This window comes from Pseudomonas sp. S06B 330 (assembly GCF_002845275.2).
GTDB lineage: Bacteria > Pseudomonadota > Gammaproteobacteria > Pseudomonadales > Pseudomonadaceae > Aquipseudomonas.
On sequence record NZ_CP088149.1, the window covers coordinates 2,003,003 to 2,022,169 of the forward strand.

Genomic DNA, 19,167 nt, shown 5'->3' on the forward strand with positions numbered 1-19,167 from the left:
CAGCGATCCCCGTGCGGCGGAGCAGCAAGATTGTACGCAGCGGGGAGCCGAACCTTAGCGCGTTACACCGTGGCTCGACAATGGGTAGAGGCCGCTTTCCTGCGTGTGAAAGCCTGCAGGGGCAGGGTTTTTCGCCTTAAATGAGAATCTGTCGGGTATGCGTGGCCTCAAGGCTGGCCTCGGAGAACTCATTGGCGTGCAGACTGACCCATTGCTGAGCGAGGATCTCGAGGTCGCCAGGCGCGGCTTCGCTTTGCGCCTGCTGCTGGTAGAGGTGCTGGATCTGGCAGACCTGCTCGCTCATTCGTGCACCGAACAGGGCCTGTTCATCGATGAAGGCGATGCCCACCCGGTAGCCCTCCTGCTGCTTCTGGCACCAGGCTACGTAACCGGGATAGCGGGCGTTTTCACCCAGGGAGGGAATGATCATTTCCACGGCCATGCCGCGGCGGTAGGCGCGGGGGTGGTTGCAGGCGATACCACCCAGGCTGATAGTGTGCAGCCGTTGGCGAAACAGACTTGGCGACTGGCGAAGGGCCAGCTCGACCGGGACATCGTCCGGGTGGGACAGAAAACCGCGCATGGTCGACTCCGTGTCGATTTTTTGACCTTGTTCGCCTCAGTATAGTGACGGTTGGTAAAACGGTTGATTTGCGTGAAAAAAAAGTGAACAAAAAATTAACGCTTGAGGAGAGCAGAATGAACACTAGCAGTCCACGAATTGGCATCATCGGCACCGGCGCCATTGGCGGCTTTTACGGCGTGATGCTGGCCAGAGCGGGATTCGACGTGCATTTTCTCCTGCGTAGCGAGTTTGACGCCATCAATGAACATGGCATACGGATCGAGAGCGCCGTACACGGAACGCTGCAGATGCCCGTGCAGGCGTATGCCGATGTCGCCGACATGCCGCCCTGTGACTGGCTGTTGGTGGGTACCAAAACCACCAGCAATGTCGACATGGCGCCCATTATCGCCAAGGCCGCTGCCAGCGATGGCAAAGTGGTGCTGTTGCAGAATGGCCTGGGTGTTGAGAAGGGCCTGCGCCCGCTGCTGCCCGATAATCTGCATTTGCTTGGGGGCTTGTGTTTTATCTGTGCTCACCGCGAGGCGCCTGGGGTAGTTCGTCACCAGGCCTTGGGGGCGGTAAACCTGGGCTATCACAGCGGACCGGCAACCGATGCCGTCGTGCGTCAGAATATTGCCGAGGCCGGTGCCGACCTGTTCCGGCAAGCGGGCATCGATGCCAAGGCCATGGCTAACCTGGCTCAGGCTCGCTGGCAGAAGCTGGTGTGGAATGTGCCCTACAACGGTCTGTCGGTAATGCTGGGTGCCAGCACCACGCCATTGATGGCCGATCCGCACAGTCGCGAGCTGATCCAGGCGATAATGGCCGAAGTGGTGGAGGGCGCGCGCAGCTGTGGCCACACAATGCCTGAGGGCTATGCTGAGCAGCTGTTTAGCATGACGGAAAAGATGCCGGACTACTGGCCAAGCATGTACCACGACTTTACCCAGAAGCGACCTTTGGAGTTGGCGGCGATCTATGTTGAGCCGTTGGTGCGGGCGCGCAAAGCCGGTTGCAGTTTGCCGCGTATCGAGGCGCTGTATCAGTCGCTGGCGTTTATTGACCGGCATAATCGCTAGGGTGCACTGTGGGGCTGCTTCGCGCCAAGCGCGGGCCGGCCCATCGCCGGCAAACCCGGCTCTCACAATCACCACAGCCTGACAGGCCGATGAGGAGTAATCCATGAGCAAGAGCCTCGGCGATAAACTGGTGGTCGCCATCTCCTCGCGAGCCCTGTTCGACCTGAGTGAAAGCCATCGCCTGTATTTGGCGCAAGGGGTCGAAGCCTACCGTCAATATCAGATCGAGCACGAAGACGAAGTGCTGGAGCCCGGTGATGCTTTTCCGCTGGTGCAGAAGCTGTTGGGGCTCAATGCCCATCTCGGCCAACCACGGGTTGAAGTCGTGTTGGTGTCGCGCAATAGCGCCGATACCGGCCTGCGGGTGTTCAACTCGATCGAGCATCATGGCCTGGGGATCTATCGCGCCGCCTTTGTCGGCGGGCGCAGCCCTTATCCTTACCTGGCGGCCTTTGGTTGTCATTTGTTCCTCTCCACCGATGCTGACGATGTGCGTAGCGCGCTTGAGGCCGGTTTCGCTGCAGCGACGATCCTTTCCGGAGGGGCGCGTCGAGCCGCCAGCGATGAGCTGCGGATCGCGTTTGACGGTGATGCGGTGTTGTTCTCTGACGAGTCTGAACGGGTCTATCAATTGGGTGGGCTGGAGGCGTTCCAGGCTAGCGAACGGCAGTCGGCGCGTGAGCCTTTGCGCGGTGGCCCCTTCAAGCCGTTTCTCGCTGCACTAAACCTGTTGCAGAAGGAGTTTCCCGAAGGGACTTGTCCGATTCGTACGGCTTTGGTCACCGCCCGTTCAGCGCCCGCTCATGAACGCGTGATCCGAACCTTGCGTGAGTGGGATATCCGCCTCGACGAGTCACTGTTTCTCGGTGGCCTGGACAAGTCGGCGTTCTTAGAAGCGTTCGCTGCCGATGTGTTTTTCGATGACCAGGCTGGTCATTGCGAGCGCGCGCGCAGTGTCGTGGCAACCGGTCATGTGCCCCATGGCATCAGCAATGAACCGACGCTGGGCTAGGGCGTACAGGTCGGGCGCTGGACGGAGCGGCACGGTATCAGCGCGCTGCTAAGCTGAAGCTTGCTCTGCCTAGACGGCAGTCAAGGAGGTCGAATGATCCGTTCCATGCTGTATGCCACTGACCTCGGTGTATACGCGCCTTTTGTCATGCAACACGCGCTGGCGCTGGCGCGTACCTTCAATGCAGAGCTTTATGTGATTCATGCGGTCGAACCCATGGGGCAGTTTGCCGAGTCCCTGCTGCAGAGTTACCTGGATGAACAGACCCTGGATCAGTTGCACAGTCAGGGGGTCAACAACGTCATGGCCAACATTGAGCAGAAAGTCCTGGAAAACTTTCGTGATGAATTAGGTGAAGAAGCCGACCTGGCGCTGATCAAGGCAGTGCGCGTGCGTCAGGGCGATCCGGCCCAGGTGATCCTTGAGCAGGCCCAGCGCCTGAGTGTTGATCTGCTGATCTTTGGCAGTCATAGCCAGGGCGCGGGGGTTGATATTCCCATTGGCCGCACGGCCGTGCGCCTGTTGCAGCTGTCCCCGGTTCCGATCTACATGGTGCCTTTAGCCCAGCACTTGGGGCGTAGGAAGGCGTAAGCCTGCGTTGCCGGCGGATTCCCGCTAGACTGCTAAAATAGTTCTAGATTTATTCTTCAAACCACTAATATAGTTATAAATCGTCGCTGCTGCCGGTGACGCCCAGCTGATTTGAGGGATACCTATGAAGCTTCAACAATTGCGCTACATCTGGGAAGTGGCGCACCACGACCTCAACGTCTCTGCGACAGCGCAGAGTCTGTACACCTCCCAGCCGGGTATCAGTAAGCAGATCCGCTTGCTTGAGGACGAACTGGGCGTTGAAGTGTTCGCCCGCAGCGGCAAGCATCTGACCCGTGTGACCCCGGCGGGTGAGCGTATCATCACCACTGCCGGCGAGATCCTGCGCAAGGTGGAAAGCATCAAGCAGATTGCCCAGGAATTCTCCAACGAGAAAAAGGGCACCTTGTCGATCGCCACCACCCACACCCAGGCGCGTTATGCGTTGCCGCCAGTGATCAGCAGCTTCATTAAGCAGTATCCGGAAGTGGCGCTGCACATGCATCAGGGTTCGCCCATGCAGATTGCTGAAATGGCTGCAGACGGCACCGTGGATTTTGCCATTGCCACCGAAGCTCTGGAGCTGTTTGGCGACCTGGTGATGATGCCGTGCTATCGCTGGAACCGTTGCGTGGTCGTGCCGCAAGGCCACCCGCTGACCAAGCTGCCCAAACTCACCCTCGAAGCCCTGGCCGAATACCCGATCGTCACGTATGTGTTCGGTTTCACCGGTCGTTCCAAGCTCGACGAAGCGTTCAGCCATCGCGGCCTGACGCCGAAAGTGGTATTTACCGCCGCCGACGCCGACGTGATCAAGACTTACGTGCGCCTGGGGCTGGGCGTTGGTATCGTGGCCAAGATGGCGGTCGACACCAAGCTCGATAATGACCTGGTGGTGCTCGATGCCAGTGAGCTGTTCGAGTCCAGCGTGACCAAGATTGGCTTCCGTCGCGGTACCTTCCTGCGAGGCTTCATGTGCGACTTCATCGAGAAGTTTGCCCCGCACCTGACCCGCGAAGTAATGGCCAAGGCTATCCAGTGCCATAACAAGCAAGAGCTTGAAGAGCTGTTCGAAGGCGTCGAGCTGCCGGTGCACTAAAGCTTCAAGCTGTAAGAAAAAGCAGTCCGCGTGCGGGCTGCTTTTTTTTGGCTTGACGCTTACAGCGTGCAGCTCAATTTTTTGCGATCAGATTGCCGGCATGCAGGCCGCATTCCTTTTGAGTCGACTCTTCCCACCACCAGCGACCTTCACGTTCGTGCTGGTTGGGCAGTACCGGGCGGGTGCAAGGCTCGCAACCGATGCTAATGAAGCCGCGCTCGTGCAAGCTGTTGTAGGGCAGCTCAAGCATGCGGATATAGCCCCAGACCTCTTCGCTGGTCATCTGTGCCAGCGGGTTGAATTTGTACAGCGTGTGCTCGGGTGTCGAGAACGCGCTGTCGATTTCCAGTGCCGCCACCTGGCTGCGGGTGCCCGGGCTCTGGTCGCGACGCTGGCCGGTGGCCCAGGCGCTGACGGTGCTCAATTTACGCCGCAGTGGCTCGATCTTGCGGATGCCGCAGCATTCGCCATGGCCGTCTTTGTAGAAGCTGAACAGACCCTTTTCCTTGACGAAAGGGTCGAGCTTGCTGCGGTCGGGCGAGAGAATCTCAATCGGCAGGTTGTAGTGCTCGCGTACCTGGTCAATGAACCGATAGGTCTCCGGGTGCAGGCGACCGGTGTCGAGGCTGAACACCTTGACGTTCTTGTTCAGCTTCCAGGCCATGTCCACCAGCACCACGTCTTCGGCGCCGCTGAAGGAGATCCACAGGTCATCGCCAAAGTGCTCGAAGGCAAGCTTGAGGATGTCTTGCGGGGACTTGGTGGCATAAGTCGCGGCCAGGGCGGCGACGTCGAAGGGTTGGCTCATCAGGCGGCTTCCGGTCATTGAATGGCGCTTGGCGCTCGTAATGGCTCGATCTTAACAAAAATTGCTCGGGCAGACGCCGCACATGTAGAGTGCGGCTTCCCATTTTTGGCGTTGTTCGAGGAGTGTGCTGTGGAAATTGCCTGTCTCGACCTGGAAGGCGTATTGGTCCCGGAAATCTGGATCGCCTTCGCGGAAAAAACCGGAATCGAATCATTGCGGGCCACCACCCGTGATATTCCCGATTACGACGTGCTGATGAAGCAACGCCTGCGCATCCTCGATGAGCATGGCCTGAAGCTTTCCGACATCCAGGCGGTAATCGCCACGCTCACGCCGCTGGAAGGCGCCATCGAGTTCGTTGACTGGCTGCGCGAGCGCTTTCAGGTGGTGATTCTCTCTGACACCTTTTATGAGTTTTCCCAGCCGCTGATGCGCCAGTTGGGTTTCCCGACCTTGCTCTGCCATCGCTTGATCACTGACGAAACGGACCGGGTGACTGGCTACCAGTTGCGCCAGAAAGACCCCAAGCGCCAGTCGGTGCTGGCCTTCAAGAGCCTGTACTACCGGGTGATTGCGGCGGGCGATTCGTACAATGACACGACGATGCTCGGTGAGGCCGATGCGGGGATTCTGTTCCATGCGCCGGAAAACGTGATTCGCGAATTTCCGCAGTTCCCGGCAGTGCATGATTTTGCGGCATTGAAGAAGGAATTCATCAAGGCTTCGAATCGTTCGCTGAGTCTCTGATGGGGTTGAGGCTGGTCTGCGCCGTGCGTGGACCGGCCCATGGCCGGCCTTGCCGGCGATGCTTGTTCAGAGGCTTTGCAGGGTATCGAGCAACACCTTCACTTTGGTAATCGACTCTTCGTACTCTGCCTGCCAGTCCGAATCGGCGACCACTGCACCGCCACCCCAGCAACACACCTGACCATCCTTGACCAGCAAGCTGCGAATGGCGATGGAACTGTCCATCTCGCCGCGCACGTCCACATACAACAACGACCCGCAATACAGCGCCCGACGGCTGGGCTCCAGCTCGTCAATAATCTGCATGGCGCGGATCTTCGGTGCGCCAGTGATCGAGCCGCCAGGGAAACTGTCGGCGATCAGGTTCAGGGCGTCTTTGCCGACCGCTAAACGTCCGGTGACGCTACTGACCAGATGATGCACATTGGGGTAGCTCTCCAGGCTGAACAGCTCCGGAACCTTGACCGAGCCGGTCTCGCAGGTACGCCCCAGGTCGTTGCGCAGCAGATCGACGATCATCAGGTTCTCTGCCCGATCCTTGCGGCTGTCGAGCAGTTCTGCAGCGTTACGTGCATCCTCGGTGGCATCATTGCCCCGTGGGCGGGTGCCCTTGATTGGTCGGGTTTCCACCTGGCCGTCGCTGACTCGGATGAAGCGCTCTGGCGAAAAACTCAGTAGTGCGCTGCCGTCAGCCAGCAGTTGGAAGCCCGAGTACGGTGTCGGGCATGCATGGCGCAGGGCCTGATAGGCGTGCCAAGGGTCGCCCTGACAAGGCGCACGAAAACGCTGGGTGAGGTTGATCTGGTAGCAGTCGCCTGCATAGATGTACCTCTGTACCCGGTCGAAGGCCTGGCGGTAGGTGTCGGCGCTGATGTCGCCGCGCATCGGTGCCTGCAACGAGAACCGGGTCTGCTCGGTCGGTGGCGGGCTGCTGAAGAGGCTGATCAGGCGCTGGTGCTCAGCCTCGTCCAGGCTGGGGTGGAACAGCAGTTGGCTTGTGCGCAGCTGGTGATCGCTGATCAGCGCCCAGGCATAGAGCCCCAGGCAGCCATCTGCCAGGCCCAGGTCATCAATGGCGATTGCAGGAAGGTGTTCCAGTCGCCGCCCGAAGTCGTAGCTAAGGTAGCCGATCAGCCCGCCGGCAAAGGGTAGGTCGACAGTGTCCGGCAGTTCTGCCCGACCCAATTGCTCCAGGCTTGCGCGCAGGCGTTGCAGGTAGGCCTCGCCGCTTTCAGTGGCGTTTGGGGTCAGGGTTTGTATCGGCCAGGCACTGAGCAGATCAAAGCGGCCACGTTCGGCCGTTGGACGGGCGCTGTCGAGCAGGACGGCACCTGGCGCTTTGCGCACGTGCTCAAAATAGGCCGCAGGGTCGGCCTGGTAGGGCAGGGGGTGGAGCGTACAGGTCGGCATGCAAGTGAACAGCTATGAATGCGGGGAGGCGATTGTAGTCTTCTGCAGGAAATGCGCCTAGCGCGGACTTCGACATTGAGTCTACCACCTACGTCAGCCAGGCAGGCTGACGTAGGCATAAAGGCACTCAGTTGGACGGCACGTGGCCGAACAGCTCCTGGGCGAAGCGCACGCGCTGTTCAGCGGTTTCCTGGATGCCGTCTTTGGCCAGCTGTTCCAGGTGGGCTTCGACGGCGTGGGTACGCTTGGTCAGGCCGCAGTCGTTGGCGATCTGGATGTTCAGGCCAGGGCGGGCGTTGAGCTCGAGGATCAACGGGCCCTTGTCCTGGTCCAGGACCATGTCGACACCGATATAACCCAGGCCGCACAACTCATAGCAGCCGGCGGCCAGCTTCATGAAGCCATCCCAGTTCGGCAGTTGCACGCCGTCTACCGCGTTGGTGGTGTCCGGGTGCTTGCTGATGATGTTGTTCAGCCAGGTGCCGCGCAGGGTCACGCCGGTGGCCAGGTCGACACCGACGCCGATGGCACCCTGGTGCAAGTTGGCCTTGCCGCCGGACTGGCGGGTTGGCAAACGTAGCATGGCCATTACTGGATAGCCCATCAGGACGATGATGCGGATATCCGGCACGCCTTCGTAGCTGATGCTTTTGAAGATCTGGTCAGGGGTTACCCGGTACTCGATCAGGGCGCGGTCGCGGTGACCACCCAGCGAGTACAGGCCGGTGAGGATGCTGGAGATCTGGTGCTCGATTTCCTCGTGGCTGATGATCTTGCCCGAAACCGTGCGGTAACGATCTTCGAAGCGATCAGCCACCACCAGGATGCCGTCACCACCGGCACCTTGGGCCGGTTTGACGACGAAATCGTTGCGCCCGCCGATAATCTCGCCGAGTTTGTCGATCTCTTTCTCGGTGGAGATGATCCCGTACATTTCCGGCACATGGATGCCGGCCTGGATGGCACGCTCCTTGGTGATGATCTTGTCATCGACGATCGGGTACAGGTGGCGCTTGTTGTACTTGAGGACGTAGTCCGCATTGCGCCGGTTGATACCCATGATGCCCCGGGCCTCCAGGGCTTTCCAGGTTTTCCAGAGACCGAACATCAGGCGTCAGCCTTCACGAAAGCCTTGAAACGTACCAGCTCCGTCAGGCGGTAGCCGCGGTAGCGACCCATCGCCAGCATGAAGCCCACCAGAATCAGCAGTACCGCCGGGAAGGTGAAGACGAAGTAGACCAGTTCCGGCACGCTCATCAGCAGGTGCGCCAGAGATGCGGCGAACAGGGTGCCAATGGCGACTTTCATCGCGTGGCCGCCACCACGCTCTTCCCAAGTGATCGACAGGCGTTCAATGGTCATGGTCAGAATCACCATCGGGAACAGTGCCACCGACAACCCACGCTCCAGGCCCAGCTTGTGGCTGAATAGGCTGATCGCGGCGATCAACACCACCACGAAGGTCAACACCACCGACAGGCGCGGCAACATCTGCAGCTTCAGGTGTTCGAGATAGGAACGTAGTGACAGGCCTAGCGCGGTAATCACCGTGAACAGGATGATGCCAAAGCCCAACTGGGTTTCACGGAAGGCCAGAGCGATCAGTACCGGGGTGAAGGTGCCCAGGGTCTGCAGGCCGATCAGGTTGCGCAGCACCAGAATCACCAGCACGCCGATCGGGATCATCACCATGATCATGAAGGTCTGCTGGGTTTGCAGGGGCAGGCCGTAGAGCGAGTATTCGAGGAAGTCGGCGTCAGTGTTCTCGTCGGTCAGCTTGGCCAGACGGATGGCGTTCATCTCGCTGTTGTTCAGGCTGAAGCTGACGTTGGCTTTTTTGCCACCATCGACAGTGATCAGGTTGTCATCGCCGGTCCACCACAGCAGGCGGTCAGTCGGCAGGCCCTGTTCGCCGGTATCTGGGTTGAAGTACAGCCAGTCGGTGCCGTTGAAACTGCGCAGCCACAGTTCAGGGGTTTGAGGCTGGTCGGCGACCAGGCGGATGGTATGGACCTTTTCCACCGGCACGTGAGCGATCGACAGCAGCAGGTCAATGACCTTGGCCTTGTTCAGCGACGAGGTGTCACCGGCCAACAGCAACTTGACGTTGTCGTCATTGAGGTTGTTGACCCGCTTGATGGTTTCGCTGACAAAGGTTTCGACGTCGGCCGAGTGCTGGCGGATAGGTGCCATCAGCGCTTCGGCGGCGACTTTCTCAGGGCCCTCGACCGCCAGGCTGTCGCGGAAGGTCGGGCCTTTGATCTTGGCCTTTTCAGTGCTGTAGCGCTTGGTCAGGACCAGGCGGTAGTACAGGGTCTGGTTGCCGCTGGCACGGCGGGCCGACCAGGTTACCTTGCGGTTGCCGTCGACGCGGTTGACGCTGACCCCGTAGTTGTTGGAGATAAAGCTCTCATTGAGGCTGACGTAATCGCGGCTCAAGGGCGGTACGAACATCTGGATCTTGACCGGGTCCTTGGGGTTGGCGACGAACTCGACTTTGGCGTCGATGTTCCACAGGTCGTCAGTCTCATCCTCGGTCACCGGGATGCCGAGAAAGAAGATCTGATAGGCCGTAACCATGATGCCCAGTAGCACCAGTACGGTGATCAGGACTTTCAGATGAAGGGTAAGAGAGCGCATCGGGATTACTCTGCTTTGGGAGCGTCAGGGGCACAGGCAGGTTTGCCGGCCGCGTATTTAAGGCTTGGGTCGACCAGCGCATCAAAGTGTTTGAGTGCCTCGGAGCCGATCAGCAGCGGGTACTGGAACGCGCTGCGGTCGGTAAGGTTCACTTCGATCACGCGTTGGGCGGTGCCCATGCAGATGTTCATTTCAATCACCGGGCGGGCGGTGTAGGCCTTGCCTTCGTCCGGGTTGTAATCGCCGGCGCGTCGCTTGATCTTGCTGACACGGGCCAGGGGTCGTTCTATCGGATGTGCGTGGGCGGCGTCAATTGCCAGGTAGAAGCGCACCCAGGATTCGCCATTGCGCTTGAAGCGCTTGATGTCGCGCGCGCTGAGCGAGGCCGTCTTGGCCCCGGTATCGAGTTTGGCGGCAACCTCGAGGTCGATATCGGCGAGTCGGGCGTATTCATTCAGGCCGTACACGGTCTTTTCCGCGGCCTGGCCAACGGCAGGCAACAAAAACAGGCTGAGCAACAGTGGAAGGGGTGTAAGTCTCATAAATCCTGGCGCGGTGCTGTGCGATGTTCGGGTCAAGGCCACTGGCAGTACTGCGCAAGCTTCCTCGTTTATCTGTCATCACCACATACGGATGACAAACACACTATTCATGCCCTGTGTGGGGCGCGGCATTCTATCACGCTGGTGTGCTGGCGCCAGCGCGCTGCACTCAGACAACGCCGGGGCCGGTGAAGTTCGTTATTAGACGATTGTCGACAATATTGAATTTGTCTTTGACTATGCTTGCTGATTTGGCTAGTTTTGGCGTCATTGATTTCTAAGGTGTCGACAATATGCTGGACACAGCCCAAGCCCCCGGCGCGATAGCAGAGGATTCCGAAACCCTCTCGGAAAACGTCTTCCGGCGTATCCAGGCAGCCATCGTCAAGGGCGAGATCGCCCCTGGCAGCAAAATCTCCGAGCCTGAGCTGGCGCGTACCTACGGCATCAGCCGTGGGCCGCTGCGTGAGGCGATCCACCGCCTGGAAGGCCAGCGTCTGCTAGTGCGCGTGCCGCACGTCGGTGCGCGGGTGGTGTCGCTGAGTCATGCGGAGTTGATCGAGCTGTACGAGATCCGTGAGTCTCTGGAAGGCATGGCCTGTCGTCTGGCTGCCGAACGCATGAGCGTAGCCGAGATCGATGAGCTACGTCGGGTGCTCGACACCCACGAGCGTGATGCCACCTTCCAGGCCGGCCTGGGTTACTACCAGCAGGAGGGCGACTACGACTTCCATTACCGGATCATCCAGGGCAGCGGTAATCGCACCCTGGTGCAGATGCTCTGCGGCGAGCTGTATCAGCTGGTGCGCATGTACCGCATCCAGTTTTCCGCTACGCCCAATCGGCCACGCCAGGCGTTCGCCGAACACCACCGGATTCTCGATGCCATCGCCGACCGTGACGGCGAACTGGCCGAGCTCTTGATGCGCCGTCACATCGGCGCCTCCAAACGCAATATTGAGCGTCACTATCTCGACGCTACCAGCCCACGAGGTGAGTCATGAGTCAGAAAAGCAGTCCCGGCCAGCGCTTTCGCGATGCAGTCGCCGCCGAGCACCCGCTGCAGGTTGTCGGTGCGATCAATGCCAACCATGCACTGCTGGCCAAGCGTGCCGGTTTCAAGGCTATCTACCTGTCGGGTGGCGGCGTCGCGGCCGGCTCCCTGGGCCTGCCGGACCTGGGTATCACCGGGCTGGATGACGTGCTCACCGACGTACGGCGGATCACCGATGTTTGCGACCTGCCGCTGCTGGTCGATGTCGACACCGGCTTTGGTTCTTCGGCATTCAACGTCGCCCGTACTGTCAAGTCGATGATCAAGTTTGGCGCTGCTGCGATCCACATCGAAGACCAGGTCGGCGCCAAGCGCTGCGGCCATCGCCCGAACAAAGAAATCGTTTCCCAGCAGGAGATGGTCGATCGCATCAAGGCGGCCGTGGATGCGCGTACCGACGACAGCTTTGTGATCATGGCGCGTACTGACGCCCTGGCCGTCGAAGGCCTGGAAGCGGCCCTGGATCGTGCTGCTGCGTGCATCGAAGCCGGTGCCGACATGGTTTTCCCGGAAGCCATCACCGAACTGGCCATGTACAAGACCTTCGCTGACCGCATCAAGGCGCCGATCCTGGCCAACATCACCGAATTCGGTGCTACCCCGCTGTACACCACCGAAGAGCTGGCCTCGGTCGATGTCTCGCTGGTGCTGTACCCGCTGTCAGCGTTCCGCGCCATGAACAAGGCGGCCGAGAATGTTTACACCGCGCTGCGCCGCGACGGCACGCAGAAGAACGTTATCGACACCATGCAGACTCGTATGGAGCTGTACGATGCCATCAACTACCACGCGTTCGAGCAAAGTCTCGACGCCCTGTTTGCGCAAAAGAAGGGTTGATCCCCATTACCGTGTAAGCGCGGGCTTGGCCCGCGATTAGCCAGATATTCCATAATAAATTCAAGATTGGAGAGAAACATGGCCGAAGCAAAAGTACTCAGTGGTGCCGGCCTGCGTGGTCAAGTGGCCGGGCAAACTGCACTGTCGACCGTGGGCCAGGCCGGTGCAGGTCTAACCTACCGTGGCTACGATGTTCGTGAACTGGCCGAACATGCCGAATTCGAAGAAGTCGCGTACCTGCTGCTCTATGGTGAGCTGCCAAGTGCCGCCCAGCTGGCCGAATACAAAGGCAAGCTCAAAACCCTGCGCGACGTACCGCAAGCCTTGAAAGAAGTGCTCGAGCGCATTCCGGGCACCGCCCATCCGATGGATGTGATGCGTACCGGTTGCTCGGTACTCGGCACCCTGGAGCCGGAGCTGAGCTTCGACCTGCAGCACGACAAGACTGACCGTCTGCTGGCGATGTTCCCGGCGATCATGTGCTACTGGTACCGCTTCAGCCATCACGGTGTGCGCATCAACTGCACCAGTGATGAAGACACCATTGGCGGCCATTTCCTGCACCTGTTGCACGGCAAGAAGCCGAGCGAGCTGCACGTCAAAGTGATGAACGTGTCGCTGATCCTTTACGCCGAGCACGAGTTCAACGCCTCGACCTTTACTGCCCGGGTGTGCGCTTCGACGCTGTCGGACCTGTACTCCTGCGTCACCGCTGCCATCGGTTCGCTGCGTGGCCCGCTGCACGGCGGTGCCAACGAAGCAGCAATGGAAATGATCGAGCTGTTCAAGACCCCGCAGGAAGCCATCAATGGCACCTTGGCGATGCTTGAGCGCAAAGACAAGATCATGGGCTTTGGTCATGCCATCTACAAAGAGTCCGACCCACGTAACGAAGTGATCAAGGGCTGGTCGAAGAAGCTCGCCGACGAAGTCGGTGACACCGTGCTGTACCCGGTATCCGAAGCCATCGACAAGACCATGTGGGAGCAGAAGAAGCTGTTCCCTAACGCCGACTTCTACCATGCCTCGGCGTATCACTTCATGGGCATTCCAACCAAGCTGTTCACCCCGATCTTTGTCTGCTCGCGCCTGACTGGCTGGGCAGCCCATGTGTTCGAACAGCGTGCCAACAACCGCATCATCCGTCCGAGCGCCGAGTACACCGGCGTTGAGCAGCGCAAGTTCGTGCCAATCGAACAACGCTGAGCCTGGCTTTGATGGGGTAACCCAGGAGCCTTTGTGTTGTGGGGGCTGGCAATGCCAGCGCCCACAGGGTTCCGGGTTGTCTGCTGAGCCGCCGACCTTACCGTGATTGAGTCCCTGTGCCATGAATACTGAATTTCGCAAGAACCTGCCGGGCACTGACCTGGATTATTTCGACGCTCGTGCGGCTGTCGACGCGATCAAGCCCGGCGCCTACGACCGTCTGCCCTATACCTCCCGTGTGCTGGCTGAAAACCTGGTGCGTCGCTGCGATCCTGCGACCCTTAATGCGTCGCTGAGCCAGCTGATCGAGCGTAAGCGTGACCTCGACTTCCCCTGGTTCCCGGCGCGAGTGGTCTGCCACGACATCCTCGGTCAGACCGCGCTGGTCGACCTCGCGGGTCTGCGTGACGCCATCGCCGAAGGCGGTGGTGACCCGGCCCAGGTCAACCCTGTGGTGCCGGTACAACTGATTGTCGACCACTCGCTGGCGGTCGAATGCGGTGGTTTCGACCCGCAGGCATTCGAGAAGAACCGTGCCATCGAAGACCGTCGTAACGAAGACCGCTTCCATTTCATCAACTGGACCAAGAAGGCGTTCAAGAACGTCGATGTGATCCAGCCTGGCAACGGCATCATGCACCAGATCAACCTGGAGAAGATGTCGCCGGTAATCCATGCCGAGCGTGGCGTGGCCTATCCCGATACCTGCGTCGGTACCGACAGCCACACCCCGCATGTTGATGCCCTGGGCGTGATCGCCATTGGTGTTGGCGGCCTGGAAGCCGAGAACGTAATGCTTGGCCGTGCCTCGTGGATGCGTCTGCCGGAGATCGTCGGCGTTGAACTGTCCGGCAAGCCGCAGCCGGGCATTACCGCCACTGACGTAGTGCTGGCCCTGACCGAGTTCCTGCGTAAGGAAAAGGTCGTCGGCGCCTACCTCGAATTCTACGGTGAAGGTGCTCGTGCCCTGACGCTGGGTGACCGCGCAACCATCTCCAACATGGCGCCGGAGTATGGTGCTACTGCCGCAATGTTCTCCATCGACCAGCAGACCATTGATTACCTCAAGCTCACCGGCCGTGAAGACCAGCAGGTCAAGCTGGTGGAAACCTATGCCAAGGTTGCCGGCCTGTGGTCTGACAGCCTGGCCAACGCTGACTACGAGCGGGTGCTGCGCTTTGACCTGTCCAGCGTCGTCCGCAACATGGCCGGCCCGTCCAACCCACACGCCCGTGTCGCTACGAGTGACCTGGCCAGCAAAGGCATTGCCGGTCAGTGGGATGAAGTACCCGGGCAAATGCCGGATGGTGCTGTGATCATCGCAGCTATCACCAGCTGCACCAACACCAGCAACCCGCGTAACGTGATCGCCGCCGGCCTGTTGGCACGCAACGCCAACAAGCTGGGCCTGGCCCGCAAACCTTGGGTGAAATCCTCGCTGGCGCCGGGCTCCAAGACTGTTGCCTTGTACCTGAAAGAAGCCGGTCTGGACGATGAGCTGGAGCAGCTTGGCTTCGGTATCGTCGCCTTTGCCTGCACCACCTGCAACGGCATGTCCGGTGCGCTGGACCCAGTGATCCAGCAGGAAATCATCGATCGCGACCTGTACGCCACCGCGGTGCTCTCGGGTAACCGCAACTTCGACGGCCGTATCCACCCTTATGCCAAACAGGCATTCCTGGCTTCGCCGCCGCTGGTGGTGGCCTATGCCATTGCCGGGACCATCCGTTTCGACATCGAGAAGGATGTTCTGGGTGTGGTCGACGGCAAGGAAATTCGCTTGAAAGATATCTGGCCGAGCGACGAGGAAATCGACGCCGTGGTCAAGGCAGCGGTCAAACCAGAGCAGTTCCGGCAGGTCTACATCCCGATGTTCGCCATTGAAGAGGACACCGGTCCCAAGGTTGATCCGCTGTACGATTGGCGTGAGATGAGCACCTACATCCGTCGTCCGCCGTACTGGGAAGGCGCCTTGGCCGGCGAACGCACGCTCAAGGGCATGCGCCCATTGGCCGTACTGCCGGACAACATCACCACCGACCACCTGTCACCGTCGAACGCGATCATGCTCGACAGCGCTGCCGGTGAATACCTGGCGAAAATGGGCTTGCCGGAGGAGGACTTCAACTCCTATGCGACCCACCGTGGTGATCACCTGACCGCCCAGCGCGCGACCTTCGCCAACCCGAAGCTGTTCAACGAGATGGTCCGGGAAAACGGCAAGGTCAAGCAGGGGTCACTGGCGCGAATCGAGCCGGAAGGCAAGGTTACCCGTATGTGGGAAGCCATCGAAACCTACATGGAGCGCAAGCAGCCACTGATCATCGTTGCCGGTGCCGACTATGGCCAGGGTTCGTCTCGTGACTGGGCGGCCAAAGGCGTACGTCTGGCGGGTGTCGAAGCCATCGTCGCTGAAGGTTTTGAGCGTATCCACCGCACCAACCTGGTAGGGATGGGCGTATTGCCACTGGAATTCAAGCCGGGCGTCAACCGTCACACCCTGGACATCGACGGCACCGAGACCTTCGACGTGGTCGGCCAGCGTACCCCGCGGGCGACCCTGACTCTGGTGATCACCCGCCACAATGGCGAGCGCGTCGAAGTGCCGGTGACCTGCCGCCTGGATACCGCCGAAGAAGTGTCGATCTACGAAGCGGGTGGGGTGTTGCAGCGCTTTGCCCAGGACTTCCTCGAGTCGGCGACAGTCTGAGGTAGCCCCAACCTGTGGGAGTCCGCTCCCACAGGCTTGGTGTCAGTGCTTAGTGTGTGTTTTTCACAGGACAAGATTCCCATGGCTCACGTACCGCAGTTCAGAATTCCGGCCACCTACATCCGTGGCGGCACCAGCAAAGGCGTGTTTTTTCGCCTCGACGACCTGCCTGAGCGCGCCCAGGTCCCGGGCGCTGCCCGCGACGCACTGCTGCTGCGCGTCATCGGCAGCCCCGACCCATATGGCAAGCAAATCGACGGCATGGGCGGTGCCACCTCCAGTACCAGCAAGACGGTGATTCTCTCGCGCAGCAGCAAGGCCGAGCACGACGTTGACTACCTGTTCGGTCAGGTCTCAATCGACAAGGCCTTCGTCGACTGGAGCGGTAACTGCGGCAACCTCTCGGCAGCGGTCGGTTCGTTCGCCATCAGTGCTGGCCTGGTCGACAGCAGTCGCGTGCCACAAAACGGTGTTGCCGTCGTGCGTATCTGGCAGGCCAACATCGGTAAGACCATCATCGCTCACGTGCCGATCACAAACGGTGAAGTGCAAGAGACCGGTGACTTTGAGCTGGACGGTGTGACCTTCCCGGCTGCCGAAGTGCAGCTTGAATTCATCGACCCGGCCGCCGACGAAGACGGCGAGGGCGGTTCGATGTTCCCCACCGGTAACTTGATCGATGACCTGGAAGTGCCTGGTGTCGGTACGCTCAAGGCGACCCTGATCAATGCCGGGATCCCGACCATTTTTATCCAGGCTGAAGCCATCGGTTATACCGGTGCTGAGCTGCAGGACGCGATCAACAGTGACCCAGAGGCCCTGGCCCGGTTCGAGACCATTCGTGCCTACGGTGCTGTACGCATGGGCTTGATCACGCACATCGATGAAGCCGCCAAGCGCCAGCACACGCCGAAAGTCGCCTTTGTCGCATCGCCGACGGCGTATCAGTCGTCCAGCGGTAAAACCGTGGCAGCAAGCGACGTCGACCTGTTGGTGCGCGCGTTGTCCATGGGCAAGTTGCACCACGCCATGATGGGAACGGCAGCGGTAGCGATCGGCACTGCTGCGGCAGTCCCAGGCACCCTGGTCAACCTTGCTGCCGGTGGTGGTGAGCGTAGTGCCGTACGTTTCGGTCACCCCTCGGGCACCCTGCGCGTTGGCGCCGAGGCGCGTCAGGTGAACGGTGAGTGGACGGTTACCAAAGCAATCATGAGCCGTAGCGCTCGGGTGCTGATGGAGGGCTGGGTGCGGGTGCCCGGTGATGCCTTCTAACCCCTAGCGGCGCTTGGCTCCCTGTTTACCTACGTCAACAGAGAGATGTGAAATGAGTGCCAACGTTGATCTGAACAACCGTCCCGACTACGACCGGGTACTGCAGGACATCGCTGACTATGTCCTCAGCTATCAGGTCGGGTCCGCAGAGGCGCTGGACACGGCGCGCAACTGCCTGATGGACACGCTGGGTTGCGGCCTGCTGGCATTGCGCTTCCCTGAGTGCACCAAGCACTTGGGGCCGCTGGTGCAAGGCACGGTGGTGCCACATGGCGCAAGAGTGCCGGGCACCAGCTACTGCCTGGACCCGGTCAAGGCTGCCTGGGACATCGGTTGTACCATCCGTTGGCTCGACTACAACGACACCTGGCTGGCCGCCGAATGGGGGCACCCCTCGGATAACCTCGGTGGCATCCTTGCCGTGGCCGATCATCTTTCGCAAAAACGTGTGGCCAATGGAGAGCCAGCCTTGAGCATGCGCACAGTGCTTGAGGCCATGGTCATGGCCCACGAAATCCAGGGGGTGATCGCCCTGGAGAATTCCTTCAATCGTGTTGGCCTGGACCATGTGCTACTGGTCAAGGTCGCGTCTACAGCGGTGTGCGCCAAGCTCATGGGTGCCAACCGAGAGCAGCTGCTGTCTGCATTGTCTCATGCCTTTGTCGACGGCCAGGCGCTGCGTACTTATCGTCATGCACCGAATGCCGGCTCGCGCAAATCCTGGGCGGCAGGTGATGCCACCAGCCGTGGTGTGCGTCTGGCGGACATCGCCTTGCGTGGCGAGATGGGCGTTCCTGGGGTGCTTACTGCACCGCAATGGGGCTTCTACGATGTGCTGTTCAGCCATACCAACAAGGACTTGGCACTCAAGCCCGACAACCAGCGCGCCTTCAGTCTTTCCCAGCCATTGGCTAGCTACGTGATGGAGCATGTGCTGTTCAAGATCAGCTTCCCCGCCGAGTTTCATGCTCAGACCGCCTGTGAAGCAGCCGTCACCTTGCATCCACAGGTGCGCAATCGCCTGCATGAAATCGAGCGGATCGTCATCACCACCCATGAGTCAGCGATCCGCATCATCTCCAAAGTCGGCACGTTGGCTAACGCCGCCGATCGTGATCATTGCATCCAGTACATGACTGCGGTGCCGCTGGTCTTCGGCAATTTGGTCGCCGAGCAGTATGAGGATGAGTTTCATGCTGCCCACCCGATCATTGATCGTTTGCGCGAGAAGATGGAGATTGTCGAAGAGCCGCGTTTCACCCGGGAGTACCTGGAAGCGGACAAGCGTTCGATCGCCAATGCCGTACAGGTTTTTTTCAATGATGGATCCAGCACTGAACAAGTGGTGGTGGAGTACCCGATTGGTCATCGGCGGCGTCGCGCCGAGGGTATTCCGTTGCTGGAGGAGAAGTTCAAGGCCAACCTGGCGACGCGCTTTGCCGCGCAACGGGTGAACGAGATTTTTGCCTTGTGCAGGGATCAGGCGGCGCTGGAAGCGATGGCGGTGCATCGGTTTGTGGCGTTGTTTGTGATCTGAAGGGGCTGATCGCTGGCCTTGCCAGTGATGGCTTGCAAAGCAGGTCCAATAAAAA

17 protein-coding genes are annotated in these 19,167 nt (G+C 59.9%); 11 read left to right on the forward strand and 6 right to left on the reverse strand.

Features of this window, described 5'->3' with window-relative positions; translation table 11 throughout:
- Positions 1-136: 136 nt before the first annotated feature.
- The gene (locus tag CX511_RS09285; RefSeq protein WP_045189874.1) at positions 137-583 is read right to left on the reverse strand and encodes a PilZ domain-containing protein; all 447 of its coding nucleotides are present in this window, start codon (positions 581-583) and stop codon (positions 137-139) included.
- Between the two features lie 116 nt (positions 584-699).
- On the opposite strand from CX511_RS09285, the gene CX511_RS09290 reads away from it, so the two are divergent.
- The 4 genes from CX511_RS09290 (at position 700) to cysB (ending at position 4,349) form a co-directional block, all read left to right on the forward strand.
- Positions 700-1,647: a putative 2-dehydropantoate 2-reductase gene (locus CX511_RS09290; protein ID WP_045189875.1), complete on the forward strand. Its 948-nt coding sequence runs from the start codon at positions 700-702 to the stop codon at positions 1,645-1,647.
- A gap of 103 nt (positions 1,648-1,750) precedes the next feature.
- On the forward strand, positions 1,751-2,659 hold the full coding sequence (locus CX511_RS09295) for a 5'-nucleotidase (protein ID WP_045189877.1): 909 nt from the start codon (positions 1,751-1,753) through the stop codon (positions 2,657-2,659).
- A gap of 93 nt (positions 2,660-2,752) precedes the next feature.
- The gene (locus CX511_RS09300) at positions 2,753-3,250 is read left to right on the forward strand and encodes a universal stress protein (protein ID WP_045189879.1); all 498 of its coding nucleotides are present in this window, start codon (positions 2,753-2,755) and stop codon (positions 3,248-3,250) included.
- A gap of 124 nt (positions 3,251-3,374) precedes the next feature.
- Positions 3,375-4,349, forward strand: a complete 975-nt coding sequence (cysB, locus tag CX511_RS09305; protein WP_045189882.1) for an HTH-type transcriptional regulator CysB — start codon at positions 3,375-3,377, stop codon at positions 4,347-4,349.
- A 73-nt stretch (positions 4,350-4,422) separates the two neighbouring features.
- Here cysB and CX511_RS09310 read toward each other — a convergent pair whose 3' ends face one another.
- Positions 4,423-5,157: a phosphoadenylyl-sulfate reductase gene (locus tag CX511_RS09310; protein WP_101293250.1), complete on the reverse strand. Its 735-nt coding sequence runs from the start codon at positions 5,155-5,157 to the stop codon at positions 4,423-4,425.
- 129 nt (positions 5,158-5,286) lie between these two features.
- On the opposite strand from CX511_RS09310, the gene thrH reads away from it, so the two are divergent.
- Positions 5,287-5,904 (forward strand): bifunctional phosphoserine phosphatase/homoserine phosphotransferase ThrH, encoded by a 618-nt coding sequence (gene thrH, locus CX511_RS09315; RefSeq protein WP_045189885.1) that lies wholly within the window; start codon positions 5,287-5,289, stop codon positions 5,902-5,904.
- A gap of 66 nt (positions 5,905-5,970) precedes the next feature.
- Here the strand turns inward: thrH and pabB are convergent, their stop codons facing one another.
- From pabB to rloA, 4 genes are all read right to left on the reverse strand, one after another.
- Positions 5,971-7,314: an aminodeoxychorismate synthase component I gene (gene pabB, locus CX511_RS09320; protein ID WP_045189886.1), complete on the reverse strand. Its 1,344-nt coding sequence runs from the start codon at positions 7,312-7,314 to the stop codon at positions 5,971-5,973.
- Between the two features lie 127 nt (positions 7,315-7,441).
- Positions 7,442-8,422: an alpha-L-glutamate ligase-like protein gene (locus tag CX511_RS09325; protein WP_045189888.1), complete on the reverse strand. Its 981-nt coding sequence runs from the start codon at positions 8,420-8,422 to the stop codon at positions 7,442-7,444.
- Positions 8,422-9,954: an osmotic stress tolerance membrane protein RloB gene (gene rloB / locus CX511_RS09330; protein WP_045189891.1), complete on the reverse strand. Its 1,533-nt coding sequence runs from the start codon at positions 9,952-9,954 to the stop codon at positions 8,422-8,424. The genes CX511_RS09325 and rloB overlap by 1 nt, the downstream gene beginning before the upstream one ends.
- A gap of 5 nt (positions 9,955-9,959) precedes the next feature.
- The gene (rloA, locus tag CX511_RS09335) at positions 9,960-10,496 is read right to left on the reverse strand and encodes a retropepsin-like aspartic peptidase RloA (protein ID WP_045189893.1); all 537 of its coding nucleotides are present in this window, start codon (positions 10,494-10,496) and stop codon (positions 9,960-9,962) included.
- A 293-nt stretch (positions 10,497-10,789) separates the two neighbouring features.
- Between rloA and CX511_RS09340 the strand changes: the two genes are divergently transcribed.
- From CX511_RS09340 to prpD, 6 genes are all read left to right on the forward strand, one after another.
- A complete protein-coding gene (locus CX511_RS09340) occupies positions 10,790-11,500 on the forward strand; it encodes a GntR family transcriptional regulator (RefSeq protein WP_045189895.1) in 711 nt (236 codons plus the stop codon).
- Positions 11,497-12,387 carry a methylisocitrate lyase gene (gene prpB, locus CX511_RS09345; RefSeq protein ID WP_045189897.1) on the forward strand — a complete coding sequence of 297 codons (891 nt, stop codon included), beginning with the start codon at positions 11,497-11,499 and terminating at the stop codon, positions 12,385-12,387. Before CX511_RS09340 ends, prpB begins: the two co-directional genes overlap by 4 nt.
- 78 nt (positions 12,388-12,465) lie before the next feature.
- Complete coding sequence (prpC, locus tag CX511_RS09350) at positions 12,466-13,593, forward strand: bifunctional 2-methylcitrate synthase/citrate synthase (protein ID WP_045189899.1); 1,128 nt, start codon at positions 12,466-12,468, stop codon at positions 13,591-13,593.
- 121 nt (positions 13,594-13,714) lie between these two features.
- Positions 13,715-16,303 carry a Fe/S-dependent 2-methylisocitrate dehydratase AcnD gene (acnD, locus tag CX511_RS09355; protein WP_101293249.1) on the forward strand — a complete coding sequence of 863 codons (2,589 nt, stop codon included), beginning with the start codon at positions 13,715-13,717 and terminating at the stop codon, positions 16,301-16,303.
- Positions 16,304-16,384: 81 nt separating this feature from the next.
- Entirely contained in the window at positions 16,385-17,575 is a 1,191-nt protein-coding gene (gene prpF / locus CX511_RS09360) for a 2-methylaconitate cis-trans isomerase PrpF (RefSeq protein ID WP_101293248.1), read from the forward strand.
- A 52-nt stretch (positions 17,576-17,627) separates the two neighbouring features.
- The gene (gene prpD / locus CX511_RS09365; RefSeq protein ID WP_101293247.1) at positions 17,628-19,112 is read left to right on the forward strand and encodes a 2-methylcitrate dehydratase; all 1,485 of its coding nucleotides are present in this window, start codon (positions 17,628-17,630) and stop codon (positions 19,110-19,112) included.
- The last annotated feature ends 55 nt before the right edge of the window (positions 19,113-19,167 follow it).